19 protein-coding genes are annotated in these 15,805 nt (G+C 48.9%); 12 read left to right on the plus strand and 7 right to left on the minus strand.

Features of this window, described 5'->3' with window-relative positions; all coding sequences use genetic code 11:
- Positions 1-76 precede the first annotated feature (76 nt).
- Both D5E69_RS03055 and D5E69_RS03060 read right to left on the minus strand, forming a co-directional pair.
- Positions 77-205 (minus strand): YflJ family protein, encoded by a 129-nt coding sequence (locus tag D5E69_RS03055; RefSeq protein ID WP_082139377.1) that lies wholly within the window; start codon positions 203-205, stop codon positions 77-79.
- A 219-nt stretch (positions 206-424) separates the two neighbouring features.
- Entirely contained in the window at positions 425-1,714 is a 1,290-nt protein-coding gene (locus D5E69_RS03060) for an MDR family MFS transporter (protein WP_048012234.1), read from the minus strand.
- A gap of 216 nt (positions 1,715-1,930) precedes the next feature.
- Between D5E69_RS03060 and D5E69_RS03065 the strand changes: the two genes are divergently transcribed.
- On the plus strand, positions 1,931-2,650 hold the full coding sequence (locus D5E69_RS03065) for a DUF6944 family repetitive protein (protein WP_048006808.1): 720 nt from the start codon (positions 1,931-1,933) through the stop codon (positions 2,648-2,650).
- Positions 2,620-3,477, plus strand: coding sequence for an alpha/beta fold hydrolase (locus tag D5E69_RS03070; protein ID WP_063191773.1), 858 nt, complete (start codon positions 2,620-2,622; stop codon positions 3,475-3,477). The genes D5E69_RS03065 and D5E69_RS03070 overlap by 31 nt, the downstream gene beginning before the upstream one ends.
- A gap of 1 nt (position 3,478) precedes the next feature.
- Here the strand turns inward: D5E69_RS03070 and D5E69_RS03075 are convergent, their stop codons facing one another.
- The 3 genes from D5E69_RS03075 to D5E69_RS03085 all read right to left on the minus strand — a co-directional run bounded on the left by D5E69_RS03075 (position 3,479) and on the right by D5E69_RS03085 (position 5,871).
- Positions 3,479-3,856 carry a hypothetical protein gene (locus tag D5E69_RS03075; RefSeq protein ID WP_048006810.1) on the minus strand — a complete coding sequence of 126 codons (378 nt, stop codon included), beginning with the start codon at positions 3,854-3,856 and terminating at the stop codon, positions 3,479-3,481.
- A gap of 119 nt (positions 3,857-3,975) precedes the next feature.
- Complete coding sequence (locus tag D5E69_RS03080) at positions 3,976-5,208, minus strand: aminopeptidase (protein ID WP_063191774.1); 1,233 nt, start codon at positions 5,206-5,208, stop codon at positions 3,976-3,978.
- A 204-nt stretch (positions 5,209-5,412) separates the two neighbouring features.
- The gene (locus D5E69_RS03085) at positions 5,413-5,871 is read right to left on the minus strand and encodes an RrF2 family transcriptional regulator (protein ID WP_048006812.1); all 459 of its coding nucleotides are present in this window, start codon (positions 5,869-5,871) and stop codon (positions 5,413-5,415) included.
- Positions 5,872-6,032: 161 nt separating this feature from the next.
- On the opposite strand from D5E69_RS03085, the gene hmpA reads away from it, so the two are divergent.
- The gene (gene hmpA, locus D5E69_RS03090; protein WP_063191776.1) at positions 6,033-7,205 is read left to right on the plus strand and encodes an NO-inducible flavohemoprotein; all 1,173 of its coding nucleotides are present in this window, start codon (positions 6,033-6,035) and stop codon (positions 7,203-7,205) included.
- A 38-nt stretch (positions 7,206-7,243) separates the two neighbouring features.
- On the opposite strand, the gene D5E69_RS23335 is transcribed toward hmpA, so the two are convergent.
- Positions 7,244-7,411, minus strand: a complete 168-nt coding sequence (locus tag D5E69_RS23335; protein ID WP_197084330.1) for a hypothetical protein — start codon at positions 7,409-7,411, stop codon at positions 7,244-7,246.
- Positions 7,412-7,541: 130 nt separating this feature from the next.
- On the opposite strand from D5E69_RS23335, the gene D5E69_RS03095 reads away from it, so the two are divergent.
- Positions 7,542-7,919 (plus strand): DnaJ family domain-containing protein, encoded by a 378-nt coding sequence (locus tag D5E69_RS03095; RefSeq protein ID WP_048006814.1) that lies wholly within the window; start codon positions 7,542-7,544, stop codon positions 7,917-7,919.
- A gap of 51 nt (positions 7,920-7,970) precedes the next feature.
- Here D5E69_RS03095 and D5E69_RS03100 read toward each other — a convergent pair whose 3' ends face one another.
- Positions 7,971-8,156 (minus strand): hypothetical protein, encoded by a 186-nt coding sequence (locus tag D5E69_RS03100; protein WP_048006815.1) that lies wholly within the window; start codon positions 8,154-8,156, stop codon positions 7,971-7,973.
- Positions 8,157-8,308: 152 nt separating this feature from the next.
- Here D5E69_RS03100 and motA point away from each other — a divergent pair, with 152 nt between their 5' ends.
- From motA to D5E69_RS03140, 8 genes are all read left to right on the plus strand, one after another.
- Positions 8,309-9,100, plus strand: coding sequence for a flagellar motor stator protein MotA (gene motA / locus D5E69_RS03105; protein ID WP_048006816.1), 792 nt, complete (start codon positions 8,309-8,311; stop codon positions 9,098-9,100).
- Entirely contained in the window at positions 9,087-9,878 is a 792-nt protein-coding gene (motB, locus tag D5E69_RS03110; RefSeq protein WP_048012240.1) for a flagellar motor protein MotB, read from the plus strand. Before motA ends, motB begins: the two co-directional genes overlap by 14 nt.
- A gap of 163 nt (positions 9,879-10,041) precedes the next feature.
- On the plus strand, positions 10,042-10,581 hold the full coding sequence (locus D5E69_RS03115; protein WP_148797134.1) for a nucleoside deaminase: 540 nt from the start codon (positions 10,042-10,044) through the stop codon (positions 10,579-10,581).
- 54 nt (positions 10,582-10,635) lie between these two features.
- The gene (locus tag D5E69_RS03120) at positions 10,636-10,812 is read left to right on the plus strand and encodes a hypothetical protein (protein ID WP_159129160.1); all 177 of its coding nucleotides are present in this window, start codon (positions 10,636-10,638) and stop codon (positions 10,810-10,812) included.
- Between the two features lie 130 nt (positions 10,813-10,942).
- Positions 10,943-12,334 (plus strand): alanine/glycine:cation symporter family protein, encoded by a 1,392-nt coding sequence (locus D5E69_RS03125; RefSeq protein WP_048006818.1) that lies wholly within the window; start codon positions 10,943-10,945, stop codon positions 12,332-12,334.
- Positions 12,335-13,153: 819 nt separating this feature from the next.
- The gene (locus D5E69_RS03130) at positions 13,154-14,104 is read left to right on the plus strand and encodes an ABC transporter permease (protein WP_159130313.1); all 951 of its coding nucleotides are present in this window, start codon (positions 13,154-13,156) and stop codon (positions 14,102-14,104) included.
- A complete protein-coding gene (locus tag D5E69_RS03135; RefSeq protein ID WP_048006819.1) occupies positions 14,097-15,047 on the plus strand; it encodes an iron chelate uptake ABC transporter family permease subunit in 951 nt (316 codons plus the stop codon). The genes D5E69_RS03130 and D5E69_RS03135 overlap by 8 nt, the downstream gene beginning before the upstream one ends.
- Positions 15,044-15,805, plus strand: coding sequence for an iron ABC transporter ATP-binding protein (locus D5E69_RS03140; protein ID WP_048006820.1), 762 nt, complete (start codon positions 15,044-15,046; stop codon positions 15,803-15,805). The genes D5E69_RS03135 and D5E69_RS03140 overlap by 4 nt, the downstream gene beginning before the upstream one ends.

Consider the following 15,805-nt stretch of genomic DNA (forward strand, 5'->3'; position numbering starts at 1 on the left):
CACGACCTTGTCGAAAGGGTTCGTACGGCGTCTTCATGAAAAAAGACGGAACCCTGTTGGCTCCGTCTGGTGGTTGTTATTTTGTGCGTTCAAGCAGGTTTGCAAGAACATGTTTTTTATAGGCTTCGACTTTACGTTCCTCGTAGCGTCGAACGCCTGCTTTTTTTAGTTCTTCCACGTACCAGCCTTTGCTTCCTACATGCATTGAAAAAACATCCTTTCGTTGTATGGTTGGAATCTCGGACCGGCTCGGGTTTTGAGCCGTGATTCTTAATTACAGTTGCTTATTCTAACATCCATGTTTTCTGTGAAAAAGGGGGTAAATGGAATTCGGCATTTTCTGAAAAAATAAAAGGGGAAGATGGGGATGACCTGCTCAAATAACCTAAAGAGGAATGATCACAGAGGACCATTCCCTACGGATTTATTCTATGGGAGCCTTAACTTCTTCCTGCTTTTCATCAAACCGTTTGAACATGAAGTAGAAGATGCCTCCGCTTCCGAGTGCGAGCAGGGAGAGGATGGCAAAGGTCCAATCATAGCCGATGTAAAGGCTCAAGGTGATGGACAAGGGGGCAATCGTCCGGGCAATGGTATACCGGAGGCTGGCCGCAGCAAAATATTGTCCCCGCATATGATCAGGTGCCAACTTTGAAACAAAGGTCTGCTGGATCCCTGCCGTCATCAATTCGGCAAAGGTGAAGATGGCCATGGCGAAGATGAAGACCCAGACCGAGCTCGTCATACCGAAGATAAAGATGGCGATTGCATAGACGATGGATGAAAGGATGAACACATTCCGTTCTTTAAACCTGGTAATGAACCGGGTGACGACAACCGTCAACAGTGCGACGAGGAGCCCGTTTTCCGATAGGATCAAACCGAATACCTGCTCTCCCACAAGAGTCAATGACCAATCCCCGATCGAGAAGAGGGTCACATTATCCACGACGTCCTTTATGTAGACAGGAAGCAGCAGATCGAGCTGCATAAAGGTTTGCCCGACAAGGATACCGGCCACGATGAACAACAGGAACGTCCTGTCTTTCATAATGACCCCATAATCCTTGAATTGATCGGTGATGGCATGATACCAAGCCTGATTCCTGCCTGCCGTGACCTTCAGCTTGGCGGCATCCCGAGGTGCCGTTTCCCTTGTCATCTTCGCCAGCAGGATGGATAGCATCACGCATATCAAGCCTGCGGCAAGCAGGAGTTCAAACCGGTAATTCACATAGAAGATCCCGCCGAGGATCGGTCCGACGACGACCGCAATATTGATGGAGGTATAAAAGACGGCGAAAACATGACTCCGGTCTTTCTCTTCCACGACATCGGCCACCATGGCCTGGCTGGCGGGCCAGTAAAAGGAACCGAAGATCCCGACGAGGCTGAAGCAGATGAATCCGATCAAAGCAGAATCTAGCCAGGGTGAACTGGCAAGGCCGAAGACGAGGAAACCGGCCCCTTGGCCGAATGCAGAAATGACCATCATTCGCTTCCTTCCGAATCGATCTGCGCAGTACCCGCCCATCAAGTTGGCCCCTACGGCAAACACCTGGGACAACACGAGGAGCAGTCCGGCTGTCTGCTTGCCGAATGCTTCCGTAAAATATATCGTCAGAAACGGGAAGAACATCCAAAATGTGATGTTGATTGCCGCTTCCCCGAATAAACGAACTTTTAAATTCCGATCCCAATCCCTGATTCTCATGTATGATTCCTCCCCTCATGAAGGTGGATGGGTGAACTAGATAATCATAGCCCGCACCGTAGAAAGAAACAAGATAGATTTTTTGAATTGATTGTATATTTTTTCTTTTTTGAAACACCTGGTGAAGGGGCTCGGTTTCTGAGGATTCCAATCGTCCAAAGTCGTTTTTCAAAAGGGTGAATATACTATCATAGGAGCATGGAGGGGGCGTCTCGTTTGAACCATTATGAGAATATCTTGACGGGTGCGTGGATCCAGGTCGCAGGGACGGTCATTGCGGCTGTGGGGGAGACTGCGATCCTGAAAGGGGAACAACGGGGCTTCCGGCTTGTTTCCATAGGAAATGGCTTTGAGGCAGCAGGTAATGGAATCCAGGGGGCTGCATCGTTACGCGTGTTCGACGGGACGGAGGGCGAGCGTTTACGTATTGCCGGAGACTGGATTCAAGGAGGCGGGAACGCGGCCAACGTAGTGGCGGCAGAATTGCAGCTCGCCGGTGAAGAGGAAGAGGGTCTCATTCTGGACGTGAAGGGTGATGTGATCCAGGCGGTGGGGGCAGGACTTGAAGCATACGGTGCGACATTATTGGAAGGTCCCTATATTGACCTGCTTGTCTCGGGGAATACGATCCAGGCTCTTGGATGTATCATTGAAGGCATCGGGGAGGTACTTATCATCAAAGGGGACGAAGAGACAGGACTGCCCGTGACCACATTCGGAAGCTATGCCCAGGTAGCAGGCGCCGTCATGGCTGCCGTGGCCCTCACCAAGCGTTATGAAGAAGAGGGACTTCTGGTAGAAAAAAAACGTACGTACCCGTTCAATCAAGGAGATGGTACAATATGGGAGAATATGAGAAATGCCACAATCGGCAGGACATATGGTGGGAGAATGGAGGCAGGGGGATGTTTAAAGAAAACGGTGAGTACAAGGTAATGAGTAATGGACTATCCCATTGGGTGAAAGTGGAGGGGCGCGAGAGAGATACAATGCCCATAGTCGTAATCCATGGAGGTCCTGGAGGGAACCACTACGTGTTTGAACGAAAAGCAGGTTCCATGATCGCAAAGGAGCGTACCATTATTTATTACGAGCAAAGGGGATGCGGAAGGACGGATAAACCTGAGGATGATGGAGACTACAGAATCGCCGATCTTGTGGAGGATTTTAAAGGACTGCATCGATTGCTCGGATGGGAAAAGGTCGATTTGCTCGGTTATTCCTTCGGTGCAGAGCTTGCACTGGAGATTGCCTATACTCTTCCCAATACCGTGAATCGGCTCGTTCTTTCTGCGCCGAGCATGATGCAATCCCCTCTTCAAAAGCTTGTACAGATATCAGGGTTTGTATCGGTGGGAGCACCCGGAATCCGTTCTGATGCCACAATTGAAGAGGCGTATCGGGGCCTTTGGGATCATGCGGATACAACACTGGTGGACAAGCTCCTCTTCCAGGATCCATCGCTCGCTGCGATGAATCGGAAGTGTTGGGAGGAAAGCGCCCTTATCAACACCGGCCTTATGATGAGGGCGCTGGAGAATGATACCTCCCGTCCGTCGCTTGAAGAGCGCCTATCGGACATTCCTCATCCTGCTCTCATATTGGTTGGTGCGTTTGACCGCAACACTGGAATTCCTGTAGCCAGCCTCATTCACGACCGGTTGCAGCATAGTGCATTGACCATCCTGTCAAAAAGCGCTCATTTTCCCGATATTGAAGAACCTGAGGTGTTCACTCGGTACGTGTGCTCATTTCTACGTTGAACTAGGAAGCTATTTCCCTGGATCGACCGGTCTTCAGGGTGACCACGATGCTTGCGATGCTGACGATCACTCCGAAGAGAGCAAGCAGGCCCATCCCGATGCTTTTTGAAAAAAAGAAAGAGATAGGGATGATCCCCAGAAACGAGATGACCACAGGGATCTGGATGATCGATGAGATGATCCTCACGATCCGGTTGCCAAAGAACGAGAGCGCGAGGAGCGGGATGAACAGCAACACCGTCAGGCCGATCGACAGCCACACACCCAATGGCTCATCATAGGAAACCGTATTCGGGCCTGTCGGATGTAAAGCAGCGACCAAGATGCATGCGACGGCCGTTACAAGTGTAAGGATCATAAGTGAAACCCGTTTAAACATAAGTAAACCTCCTTTGTGGAACAATCGGTTTTATAATACCACAAAGATTTCCATAATGTTCATCTTTTTCATGAAAAAGCCTGTGCATCAGTGAGATGCACAGGCTTGAGGAAAACAGATCAGAACGCCCATCCGCCGTTGCGGAAGACCGGTTCTGAGGAACCGTCTTCTTTGATTCCGTCGATATTCATTTTATCGGATCCGATCATGAAGTCGACGTGGGTGATGCTGTTGTTCAATCCATTTTTTTCGAGCTCTTCTTTGCTCATTTTCTTGCCGCCTTTGATACAGAATGCATAAGCGCTGCCGATGGCAAGGTGGTTGGACGCGTTCTCATCGAACAGCGTATTGTAGAATAGTACATTGGACTGTGAAATCGGTGATTGGTGAGGAACCAGTGCGACTTCCCCAAGGTAGTGTGAACCTTCATCCGTGTCTACAAGACGCTTCAGGATGTCTTCACCTTCTTCAGCTTTCACATCGACGATCCGACCGTTTTCAAAGGTGACGGAGAACTTATCGATGACATTTCCTCCATAGCTCAACGGCTTCGTGCTTGCCACTGTGCCGTTTACCCCTGTTTTCAGTGGAACGGTGAACACTTCCTCCGTCGGCATGTTGGCCATGAACGTATGTCCTTCTTCATTCACACTACCGGCTCCGACCCAAAGATGGCCTTTCGGAAGCTCGATGGTCAAATCGGTGCCTGGAGCTGTGTAGTGAAGCTTGTGATAGTTCTTCCCGTTAAGGTATTCGACCTTCTCATGAAGGTTGGCATCGTGATCCTTCCATGCTTGTACGGGATCTGCCTGATCGGCACGGACAGCCTTGAAGATTGCATTCCAAAGCAGGTCGACCTGCTCCTCTTCAGGAGCATCCGGGAATACCTTGGCAGCCCATTCCTTGGAAGGTGCCGCGAGTACGCACCAGCTGACCTTGTCCGACTGGATGTACTGGCGGTATTTGGACATGGCTTCCCCGGCAGCACGCTGGAAGTTGGAGATACGTTCGGGATCCACGCCTTTCAATAGGTCCGGACTGGATGAAACAACGCTCATGAAGGCAGCTCCGCTTTCTGCAAGGCCTTCCACCTGACCGGCACGCCAGAACGGGAATTCCTTGAATGCTTCATCTGGTGCAAGCTCATATTTGGTACGGGCAACAACGTCATCGCCCCATTCCACGTAGACATGCTTCGCGCCTTTTTCGTATGCCTTCTTGACGATAACACGGACGAATTCAGCTGCATCAATGGACGTATTGATGACAAGAGTCTGATCTTTTTGGATATTGACCCCGACTTCAACGGCAAGACTTGCGTATTTGTCGAGATATTGGTTGAAATTTGACATGTGTATGTATCCCCTTTTTTTCAGAATGTTCACTTACATTCTTATTTTATCAGTGCTGTCCCGGTTTGCAAATGTTTCGACTGAATATAGTATGTGCAAAAGGAGTGCAGGATAGTTGAAAAGCTGATGGAAAGGGGGAAAGCGTCCTTTTCTTTTCATGATGAAAAAGAGCCTTCCCAGACGTGATGTGGGATGGCTCATCTTTCATTTAGACGGATCAGGTTCGCTGGTCTCCTGGAAGAGGAAGCGATAATCCATCGGATTCCTGACAATGTCATTCAGTGTATATTCGTCGAGAACCGAGAGATAGGCATTCAAAGCCTTTCCCAGTACATGCTTAAGCCCGCATACAGGCGTAATGATGCAGGAGTTGTTAGCGGCATCGAAGCACTCCACAAGGTGGAAGTCCTCTTCTGTCTTCCGGACGATTGTTCCGATATTGATATCCTGCGGGGATTGGGCAAGCTTGATCCCGCCGTTCCGTCCGCGGATCGTCTCGATGACGCCCATCTTGCCGAGCTCGTAGGTCACCTTCATGAGGTGGTTTTTTGAAATGCTATAGGCATCTGCGATTTCTTTTATATTCGAGAGTTCATCCGATGGTTTAGATGCCAAAAAGATCAGCACGCGCAGTGAGTAATCTGTATATAAAGTTAGTTTCATCTCTCTCACCCTTCCGTTCCCTTGGACTCATTATACAAAAGTGAATGCCTGCGTGTCTAAATGTGAATGTTTTGTTAAAGGAGTATTTTGTATATTGTTTTTAATGGGTCGCAGGCATATCATAAAGATGTATTAAAAATATATCTTTAGAGGTGAAGGATATGTTATCTCAAAGAACCATTGACATCGTAAAATCAACCGCACCGATCCTGGAAGCAAGAGGCATCGACATCACCACTGTATTTTATAAGAATCTATTTACCGACCACCCTGAACTTCTCCATATCTTCAACCACACCAATCAAAAACAGGGGCGTCAGCAAACCGCCCTGGCGAACGCCGTCTACGCAGCAGCCCTTAACATCGATCAGCTTCACACCATTCTCTCCGTCGTCAAGCAGATCGGTCACAAACATAGGAGCCTCGGCGTCAGGGCCGAGCACTATCCGATTGTGGGAGAACACCTGCTCCGGGCCATCAAACAAGTCCTTGGTGACGCTGCAACGGAAGACATCATCTCGGCCTGGGCGGATGCTTACGGAGTTATAGCTGATGCATTCATAGGAGTGGAAAAGGAATTATATGAGCAGGTCCGGAATCAGAGAGCCGGATTTGCTGATTTCAAGTCTTTCATCGTGGCTAAAAAGGTGAGGGAAAGCGACGTGATCACTTCGTTCTATCTTGAGCCGGCAGATGGAGGAGAGGTGCCGGGCTATGATGCAGGACAATATATATCCGTACGCCTGAACATCCCAGGAGAAACCTATTCCCATATTCGCCAATACAGCCTTTCAAGTTCCCACCATCCGAACTTTTTCCGCATCTCAGTAAAAAGGGAGGGGAAAGGCACAGTGTCTGCCTATCTCCATGATCAGTTCAAGGAAGGAGAGGTGCTTGAAGTAAGCGCGCCGGCAGGAGATTTTGTCTTGAATGACGAGAACACCCCTCTTGTGTTGATAAGCGGCGGAGTCGGAATCACCCCGATGATGAGCATGCTTGAAACAACCTTCAGGAATCAGCCGTCGAGAACGGTCTCTTTCATCCATGCGTCCCGGAATGAAGCGGTCCAGCCTTTCAAAGCAGAAGTGGAAAGAGTGATTCAAGGTCACCCCGACGCGAAGTGTTCCTTTGTATATGGGACCCTGTCTCTATCGGAAGAGCACTTGGAGGATGATGGGGCAGACTATTATGTATGCGGTCCTGTAATGTTCATGAAGGCTGTAATAGAGAGGTTGAAACAACTCGGAGTACCAGTAGCCAAGATCCATTATGAATTCTTCGGACCCGGCCTTGATCTCGCGGGTGTGGAAGAAGTAGAAAAAACGCATTCATAAGACAAAAGGGTTCCGGTACCGGAACCCTTTCTTCATGATCAGAGACGATGTTCGTCCTGATCTACCCTGTTCTTGAACGCTTCCTGCGTCACGATATATTCTTCATCGCCCGCCGGTTTTTCAGAATGTGGTTTCTCTTCTCCGCCATTTGGGAAGTTCCCGGGATGGCCTTTTTTCTTTGATTCGTATGCTTTTCCGCGTGACATATTCTTCACTCCTTATGGATGGATGAGGATAGTTTTTACTTCGCAGGGTGGAAATATGTCAAGGAATCGTCGCATGGAGGATGAGTCTTCAGGTGAATATGGACTATACTGGTAGTAAGGAGGGATGGGAATGGATTTTTCAACGTTGATGTCAGAGCAGCGGATCAGGAAGGCCTATGAAGATGGAGAGTTCAATGAACTTCCGGGTTTCGGGAAACCGATGGATCTGAATGATGATGCCGGGATTCCCGAAGAGTTGAAGATGGCCCATCGGATGATGAAGAATGCCGGGTACTCAACGGAAGAGGCGGGACTGAAGCGGGAGATGATGAGGATCGAGGATCTGATGAGGACATGTGAAGATGATACAGAAGCCAAGGCGCTCCAGAAGGACCTGAATGAAAAGGTGCTCAAGTACAATGCCATGCTGTCGAAAAAGCGGGTGAAGACGAATTCATCTGTATTCAAGGACTACCAGCGCTCCATTGAAGATAAGCTGATGGGCTGAGAAAAAGCATGAAGGAAAGGGAACGGGACCCTTTCCTTCATGCTTTTTTGTTTATTTACGCGGTTCGTCGGGCCGGAACAGGAAAAGGGAGATGACGCCGGAGAGCAGGGCACCGCCAACGATGAGCAGGGCACGTTCCCTTCCTGCCAGTTCTGAGTATTGTGTAGTGACCATCCAGTTTGCCGCGATGGCGACAAGAACCATGATGGCCAGGATCGTAATGATTCGACGTTTCAAGATGACACATCCTTTGTTGATTCATTGCTCTTAGTTTATCATAGAACGCTTCCGCTCAGCCAAGAAATGAATAGTAGTGGATTCCTACTCAAAAAAAGTAAAACGGGTCCGATATTAGGAGTAGACTATGTTGAATAAGGTGGAGCGATCAGATGGATAAAACGTCATTTATAGGTGTCATACTTGGATTGGTTGCAATCGGAGTCGGAATGGTCTTCAAAGGGGTTAGCCTCATGGCACTCATCAACCCTGCGGCCATCCTTATCATCCTGTTGGGGACCGTGGCTTCCGTGGTCATAGCCTTTCCCACGTATGAAATCAAGAAAGTACCAAAGCTGTTCGGGATCCTTTTTAAAGAACAGAATGTCCAGGACCCGAAAGAAATCATCGCCTTTTTCTCTGAGATGGCGGACCTTGCCAGGAAGGAAGGCCTGCTTGCATTGGAAGCAAGGATCCAGGAACTCGATGACCGGTTCTTAAGGGACGGTCTTTCCCTTGCCATAGACGGTCAGACGGGGGATTACATAAGGGATGTCCTTCACGAAGAGATCGATGCCATGGAAGAGCGTCATAGCGCGGGTGCACAGATTTTCTCACAAGCAGGCACATATGCTCCTACCCTAGGGGTTCTCGGAGCCGTCATCGGCTTGATTGCCGCACTCAGTCATATGGACAATACGGAAGAATTGGGGCATGCAATCTCAGCCGCATTCGTGGCGACCCTCCTCGGGATCTTCACGGGTTACGTGCTTTGGCATCCGTTCGCCAATAAACTGAAGCGCAAATCGAAACGTGAATCCCAATTGAAAATGATGACGGTGGAGGGGATCCTCTCGATCATTGAAGGGGAGTCACCGCGGATCATCGAGCAGAAACTGGCTTCCTATCTGCCTGCAAAAGACCGGTATAACCTGATGAAGGAGGAAGAAGATGAGACGGCGTAAGAAAAAGCGGGAAGATGATCATATCGACGAATCCTGGCTGCTGCCTTACTCTGATCTTCTGACCCTGCTTGTGGCGCTTTTCATCGTTCTCTATGCCTCGAGTTCGGTGGATGCACAGAAATTCCAGGAATTATCCCAGGTGTTCAGCGAAATCTTTAAGGGCGGAACCGGCATGATGGATTACCCAAGTCCTGTCGCCCCTCAAGATTCAAGTGATCAGAAGGAAAAGCAGGGAGCTGCTGCTGACAAGAAAGAAGAAGAAAAACCAGTGGACAAAGAAGATATCAAGAAACAAGCCTTTCTTCAAGATCAGGAAGAACTGCGTGAAGTACAGGAAAAGATTAATCAGTACATCAAAACCAATAACCTGCAGCTTCAGTTTGTCACGAAACTGACGGATGAAGGTCTGCTGCTGACGATTAGGGATAACGTCCTCTTTTCTTCAGGTTCTGCTGAAGTGGAGAGGAATGATCAGGATGTGGCAAAAGAGCTTTCCTCCTTGCTCGTGATGAATCCACCCCGGAATATCATCATCAGCGGGCACACAGATAACGTACCGATCCGCACGGCCAACTATGATTCGAACTGGGAGCTGAGCGTCATGCGCGCCGTGAACTTCATGAAGATCCTCCTGGAAAATCCGAACCTCGAACCGGAATGGTTCAGCGCCAAAGGGTTCGGGGAATTCGAACCCATTGCCGACAACTCGACAGCAGAGGGTCGGGGGAAAAATCGTCGCGTAGAAGTACTGGTGTTGCCGAGGGTGACGCAGGAATAATAAGAATTCGAACCGCAAGCCTGGTGCTTGCGGTTTTTATGTTTGAAGAATGGGATTCGAGTTGTGAAAAGGAAATATTCAACAAATGTATTTGGGGTATGATAAACTGATTTTATAAAAATTACCATTTTTTATAAAAGGGAGTCAAGAAAGGACGGGGCAAATGGATAGTGAAAAAGATCGATGTTCCCTGGAACTTGCACTGCAAGAAGCATCACAAGCATTGGAAGAGAATACGTATCCGGTTGGTGCAGTGATTGTGGATGGAGATGGGAAAATCGTTGCAACAGGACGCAATCGGGTCCATACGCGAAAGGATGCAACAGCGCACGCTGAAATGGAGGCGATCCGGAACGCAGGCGAATCCATATTCAAGGCTAAAGTGAATCGCGAACATTTTACGATGTATACCTCTTTGGAGCCTTGTCCGATGTGCACTGGCGGAATATTATTTTCCAATATTAGCCGGGTGGTCTGGCTGCTTAATGATGATATGGGGTTCGGAGGATATAAAAAAATACAGGGTGCGGAAGTATTCGATTCTAAATTTTGCAAAGTTGAAGCAGTGGAAGAGCCATTCAATGATCTGAAAGAGAGGCAAAAGGAATTAATGGCACGCTGGTTAACTAATCATAACCACGTTCATAACCTTCGGAAGGTAGCTACCGAACAAGGAATTGAAAGGAAGAACGCAATACCGTAACATTAAGTAAGTGGTAAAACGAAGGTATCCAAAATAGGAAAGGCTGGGAATTACATGTTCAAAAGGTGGATCGGTTTCATCATTGTGTTACTCGGGGCAATCGGGCTGGTGGTCAATGTTTCATTTTTTAAAGGCAGCGAATACTATGACGTCATTCGTGTGATTTCTGTTATCCTCTTCCTGGGTGGAGGTTTATTCGTACCGGGTTATCTGCGCACGGATAAAGAGTAAGAAAACCAAGATTGATTCCTTTTCATGTTTACCTTGTTCAATTCAGGGAAAAGTTCCATCACTAGGAAGCCGCACTATACATAACGTTCATAGCACTTTTTTTCGCGGCTAACTTAAAGGAGAGATGAGAATGGAAGGTTTTCTGGATTGGGTAGGGAAGATATCGGAGTGGCTGTGGGGTCCGCCCCTCATAGCCATATTGGGACTAACAGGATTGTATTTGACGATTCTGTTGGGTTTCATCCAGTTTCGGCACCCACTCTACATATTCAAGCAAACAATCGGAAGTGTATTTAAAAAACCAAAAGGCGAAGGGACGGTCACACCCCTTCAGGCCCTGACATCGGCCCTGTCATCCACCATCGGTGCAGCCAATATCGTCGGCGTCCCGGCAGCAATCATGTTCGGCGGACCCGGCGCGGTCTTCTGGATGTGGGTCATCGCCATGATCGGAATGGCCCTGAAGTTTTCGGAAAGCGTCCTTGCCGTACGGTACAGGGAAAAGAATGAACAGGGTGAGTTCGTCGGAGGTCCAATGTATTATATGACAAAGGGACTCAACATGAAGTGGCTGGGAACCTGGTTTGCTTTTGCCCTGATGATCGAATTGATCCCTAGCGTCATGGTACAGGGAAATGCCGTGTCTTCAACCGTTCAGGAAACCTTCAACATAGACGGCTGGATAACGGGTGTCATCGTTGCAGCGATCGTTCTACTCATCGTATTCGGAGGAATCAAGCGGATCGGGAAGGTAACGGAAATCTTCGTACCCTTCATGGCGCTCTTCTACGTCGGTGGTGCCATTGTGATTTTATTCATGAATCTCGGTGCCGTACCTGAATTCTTTAAACTGATTTTCTCCAATGCGTTCCAGCCTATGTCCGCGATGGGCGGATTTGCTGGTGCAGCCATTGCGGAAACCATCCGCTGGGGATTTGCCCGTGGACTCTATTCCAATGAAGCAGGACTCGGAACAGCTCCCATCGCCCATGCCGCTGCTCAGACGGATCACCCGGTCAGACAAGGTTTATGGTCGATCATCGGGATTGTCATCGATACGATGATTGTTTGTACGGCAACAGCATTTGTTGTCATTTCATCTGGTGTGTGGACGGGTGAGAATGCCATGGATGATCCATCCGCTTTGACAACGCAGGCATTTTCTCAATACTTTGGGGATTTCGGAGGGATTTTGGTGACACTTTCCTTGATCTTCTTCGTCCTCTCGACAATCATCGTCATCGTCTTTTATGGGGCGAAGCAGGCGGAATTCCTGTTTGGGCATAAATTCGGACAGGCGTTCAAGGTTGTGTATGTGGCCGGGATCATTCTCGGTTCGGTCGGTGCAGCCCAGACGATCTGGCAGTTCCTTGACCTCGCACTTGCGGCGGTACTGCTGCCCAATATCATTGCTGTGCTTCTTCTGAGTAAAGAGGTGAGAAGACTCACGACAGAGTTCTTTACGTCGGATCAGTATTATTTGAAGGATGTTGGGAAAACGAAAGGGAAGAAAGCTTCTTGATGATATGACCCCGTTTTGATACGGGGTCTTTTTTTGTGCGTTCTGATTTCTATGCCGGTTATCTGTTCCACTGCGGATGGAAGGAGTTTTTGACCAATGATCATATGCAATGTGGCTCGTTCCGTTCCGCTGCGGGAGCCCGCTTTCCACGGGGCTTGCGGTGAGCCTCCTCATTCTTGCGGGGTCTCACCTGCGCGCTATTCCCGTAGGAGTCGGACTCCCTCCGCTGCACTTCACTCTGTGATAGGGGAGGGGGCTATGGGTTCGTGGTCCAGTGGAGATGGATCCACCAACTTGTTTGTGTGGAGTCAATGACCAATGATCATAGGCAACGTGGGTCGTTCCGTTCCGCTGCGGAATGGAAGAGGGTTATGGGGTTGATGTTTCAGCAGGTATATTCCTACCATTCTTTTAAGTTCTTATAGCACAGGTAAGTCCCATTAACTAAGAGCTGCATATGTACCCTGACCCACCCATCCCCTTAAGAATCGAAGAGTGTATTGAAGCGGAAGGCGCTTGACTCCAGCAGAAAAGAGCGGCGAGACCCCGCAGGTACGAGGAGGCTCGACGTCCTGCACACAGGAAAGCAAGCGCCTGCAGCGAAAAGAAACAATCCCCATTCTATCAATCCCCACTAAATAGCCAATCTCTATTAAAAATATCAATAAGAAAATAGTACCACTAATAATGATAATCATTTTCAATTAGTCGTTGACAGTCTATCAACCCCTCTTGTAATATGGTTGTTATACAAATGATAATGATTTTCAATTGCAATTAAGTGAAAGGAAAGATTGAGGGTATGACATGATCGTGCTACTGAAAAAAAGATATTTACTGATTTTACTGATCCTCCTCTCAGCCCTTTCTTTATTTGTCGGAGTGAGCAGCATCTCGCCGGCAGATTTACTCAGCGGAAGGACCGATGAGGTGGAAGTGTTCCTGGTCAGCAGGCTGCCGAGGCTTGTGGCGATCCTACTGGCGGGAGCGGGGATGAGCATTGCCGGTCTCATCATGCAGAGCCTGAGCCGGACTAAGTTTGTATCTCCGACCACGGCGGGGACAATGGATGCGACAAGGCTCGGGATCCTTGTATCGATGATCATTTTCGTCGAGGCATCCACGATGGAGAAGCTTCTTGTGGCGTTTGCCTTTGCCATGGCGGGCACATTCCTGTTCATGCAGATCCTTGACCGGATCAAGTTCAAGGATGCTGTCTTCATTCCCTTGGTGGGGCTGATGCTTGGGAATGTCCTGTCGTCGGTCACGACTTTTTTCGCCTACAAGGCGAACCTCATCCAGAATATGTCTTCATGGCTGCAAGGAGATTTCTCCCTCATTATGAAGGGAAGATACGAGCTTCTATACATAAGTGTACCGGTCATATTACTTGCCTACCTCTTCGCCAATCGCTTTACGGTTGCGGGAATGGGAGAGGAGTTTTCGAAGAATCTGGGGATGTCCTACAGGAGCATCGTGAACATCGGGTTGATCCTTACATCACTCGTTACGGTGGTCGTGATTCTGACGGTGGGGATGATTCCATTCCTCGGGCTCATCGTCCCGAATATCGTCTCCCTGTTCAAGGGGGATCACCTCCAGAAAACGCTGCCTCATACGGCCATCCTGGGAGCGATTTTTCTTCTCGTCTGCGATATCCTCGGAAGGGTCATTATTTTCCCGTATGAAATCTCCATCAGTCTGATGGTAGGGGTCATTGGAAGTGGGATCTTCCTCTACATGCTTTTAAGGAGGAAGGGATATGAGTAATCGGACAAAACTGACGCTATTGACGGTCGCTGCCCTTGTGGCAATAGGGGCTTACCTATTTTACGGGCTGAATGGCAGCTATGAGTATGCCCTGCCGCGAAGGGGGATGAAGACGCTAGCCATGATCCTGACGGGTGTAGCCATTGCCTATTCCACCGTGGTGTTCCAGACAATCACCCATAACAAGATTCTCACCCCAAGCATCATGGGACTTGATTCCCTCTACATGCTGCTACAGACGATCATGATCTTCTTCTTGGGATCGAGTCACTACCTGATGGTCAGTAAGAACGCGAATTTCTTTCTATCCATCGCAGCCATGATCGTGTTTGCTCTGCTGCTCTATCAGCTCATGTTCAAAGGGAGCAAGCAGCCGATCTACTTCCTGCTTCTCATCGGTATCATACTCGGGACGTTTTTCCAGAGTATATCCTCATTTCTTCAGGTCCTGATCGATCCGAATGAATTCCTGAGTGTGCAAGATAAGATGTTTGCAAGCTTCAACAATATCAGTTCCGACCTCGTTTGGGTGGCGGGAGGCGTCATTATCCTTGTGTTGATCTATGGGTGGAGGCAAATGGCTGAACTTGACGTTGTGTCGCTGGGCAGGGAAACGTCGATCAATCTGGGGATCCCGTACGACAAAGTCGTGAGACGTATGCTCGTCCTATCATCGATCCTGATTGCCGTCTCGACGGCACTGGTGGGTCCCATCACCTTTTTCGGACTTATCGTGGCCAATCTCAGCTACCAGATGTTCAAGACGTACCGCCACGGCATCCTTATCGCAGGTGCCGCAATCATCAGCGTCATTGCCCTGGTGGGCGGTCAGTGGCTCGTGGAACGGATCTTTACGTTTTCTACGACCCTCAGTGTCATCGTGAACTTTATCGGAGGGCTCTACTTTATCTATCTATTATTGAAGGAGGCGAAGTCATCATGATCGAGATCAGGGGATTGTCGAAGAAGTATGGGAAGAAAAAAGTGGTGGCCGACGTGTCGGTCACGATTCAAAAGGGTCAGATCACTTCGTTCATCGGTCCGAACGGTGCCGGGAAATCCACCCTGCTTTCCATGGTGAGCAGACTCCTGGATTCCGATAGCGGGGAAGTCATCATCGATCAGCATGATAGTAAAAAGATCAAATCGAATGATATGGCGAAACGGGTGGCCATCCTGAAACAGTCCAATTTCCTGAATGTGCGCTTAACGATCAAAGAGCTCGTCTCATTTGGCCGCTTCCCCTATTCAAAGGGGAGGCTGACGGAAGAAGATGAAAAGGTGGTTCAGCAATCCATTGAGTATATGAATCTGAAAGAGCTTCAGGATCAATATCTCGAGGAATTGTCGGGAGGTCAGAAACAGCGGGCGTTCATCGCCATGGTCATCGCCCAGGACACGGATTATATCCTGCTCGATGAGCCGCTTAATAACCTTGATATGAAGCATTCTGTGCAGATCATGAAGATCCTCCGAAAGCTGGTGGATGAACTGGGGAAGACGGTTCTCATCGTCCTCCACGATATTAATTTCGCTTCGGTCTATTCCGACCGGATCGTGGCCATGAAGGAAGGGGCAGTCGTCAAGGAGGGACCGACACAGTCGATCATCCAGACGCACTCCCTGAAGGAAATCTATGATATGGACATACCCGTCCAACAGATGGACAACTGCAGGATCTGCGTGTACTTCAATTCATAA

The sequence above is a fragment of the Rossellomorea marisflavi genome, assembly GCF_009806575.1.
Classification (GTDB): domain Bacteria; phylum Bacillota; class Bacilli; order Bacillales; family Bacillaceae_B; genus Rossellomorea; species Rossellomorea marisflavi_A.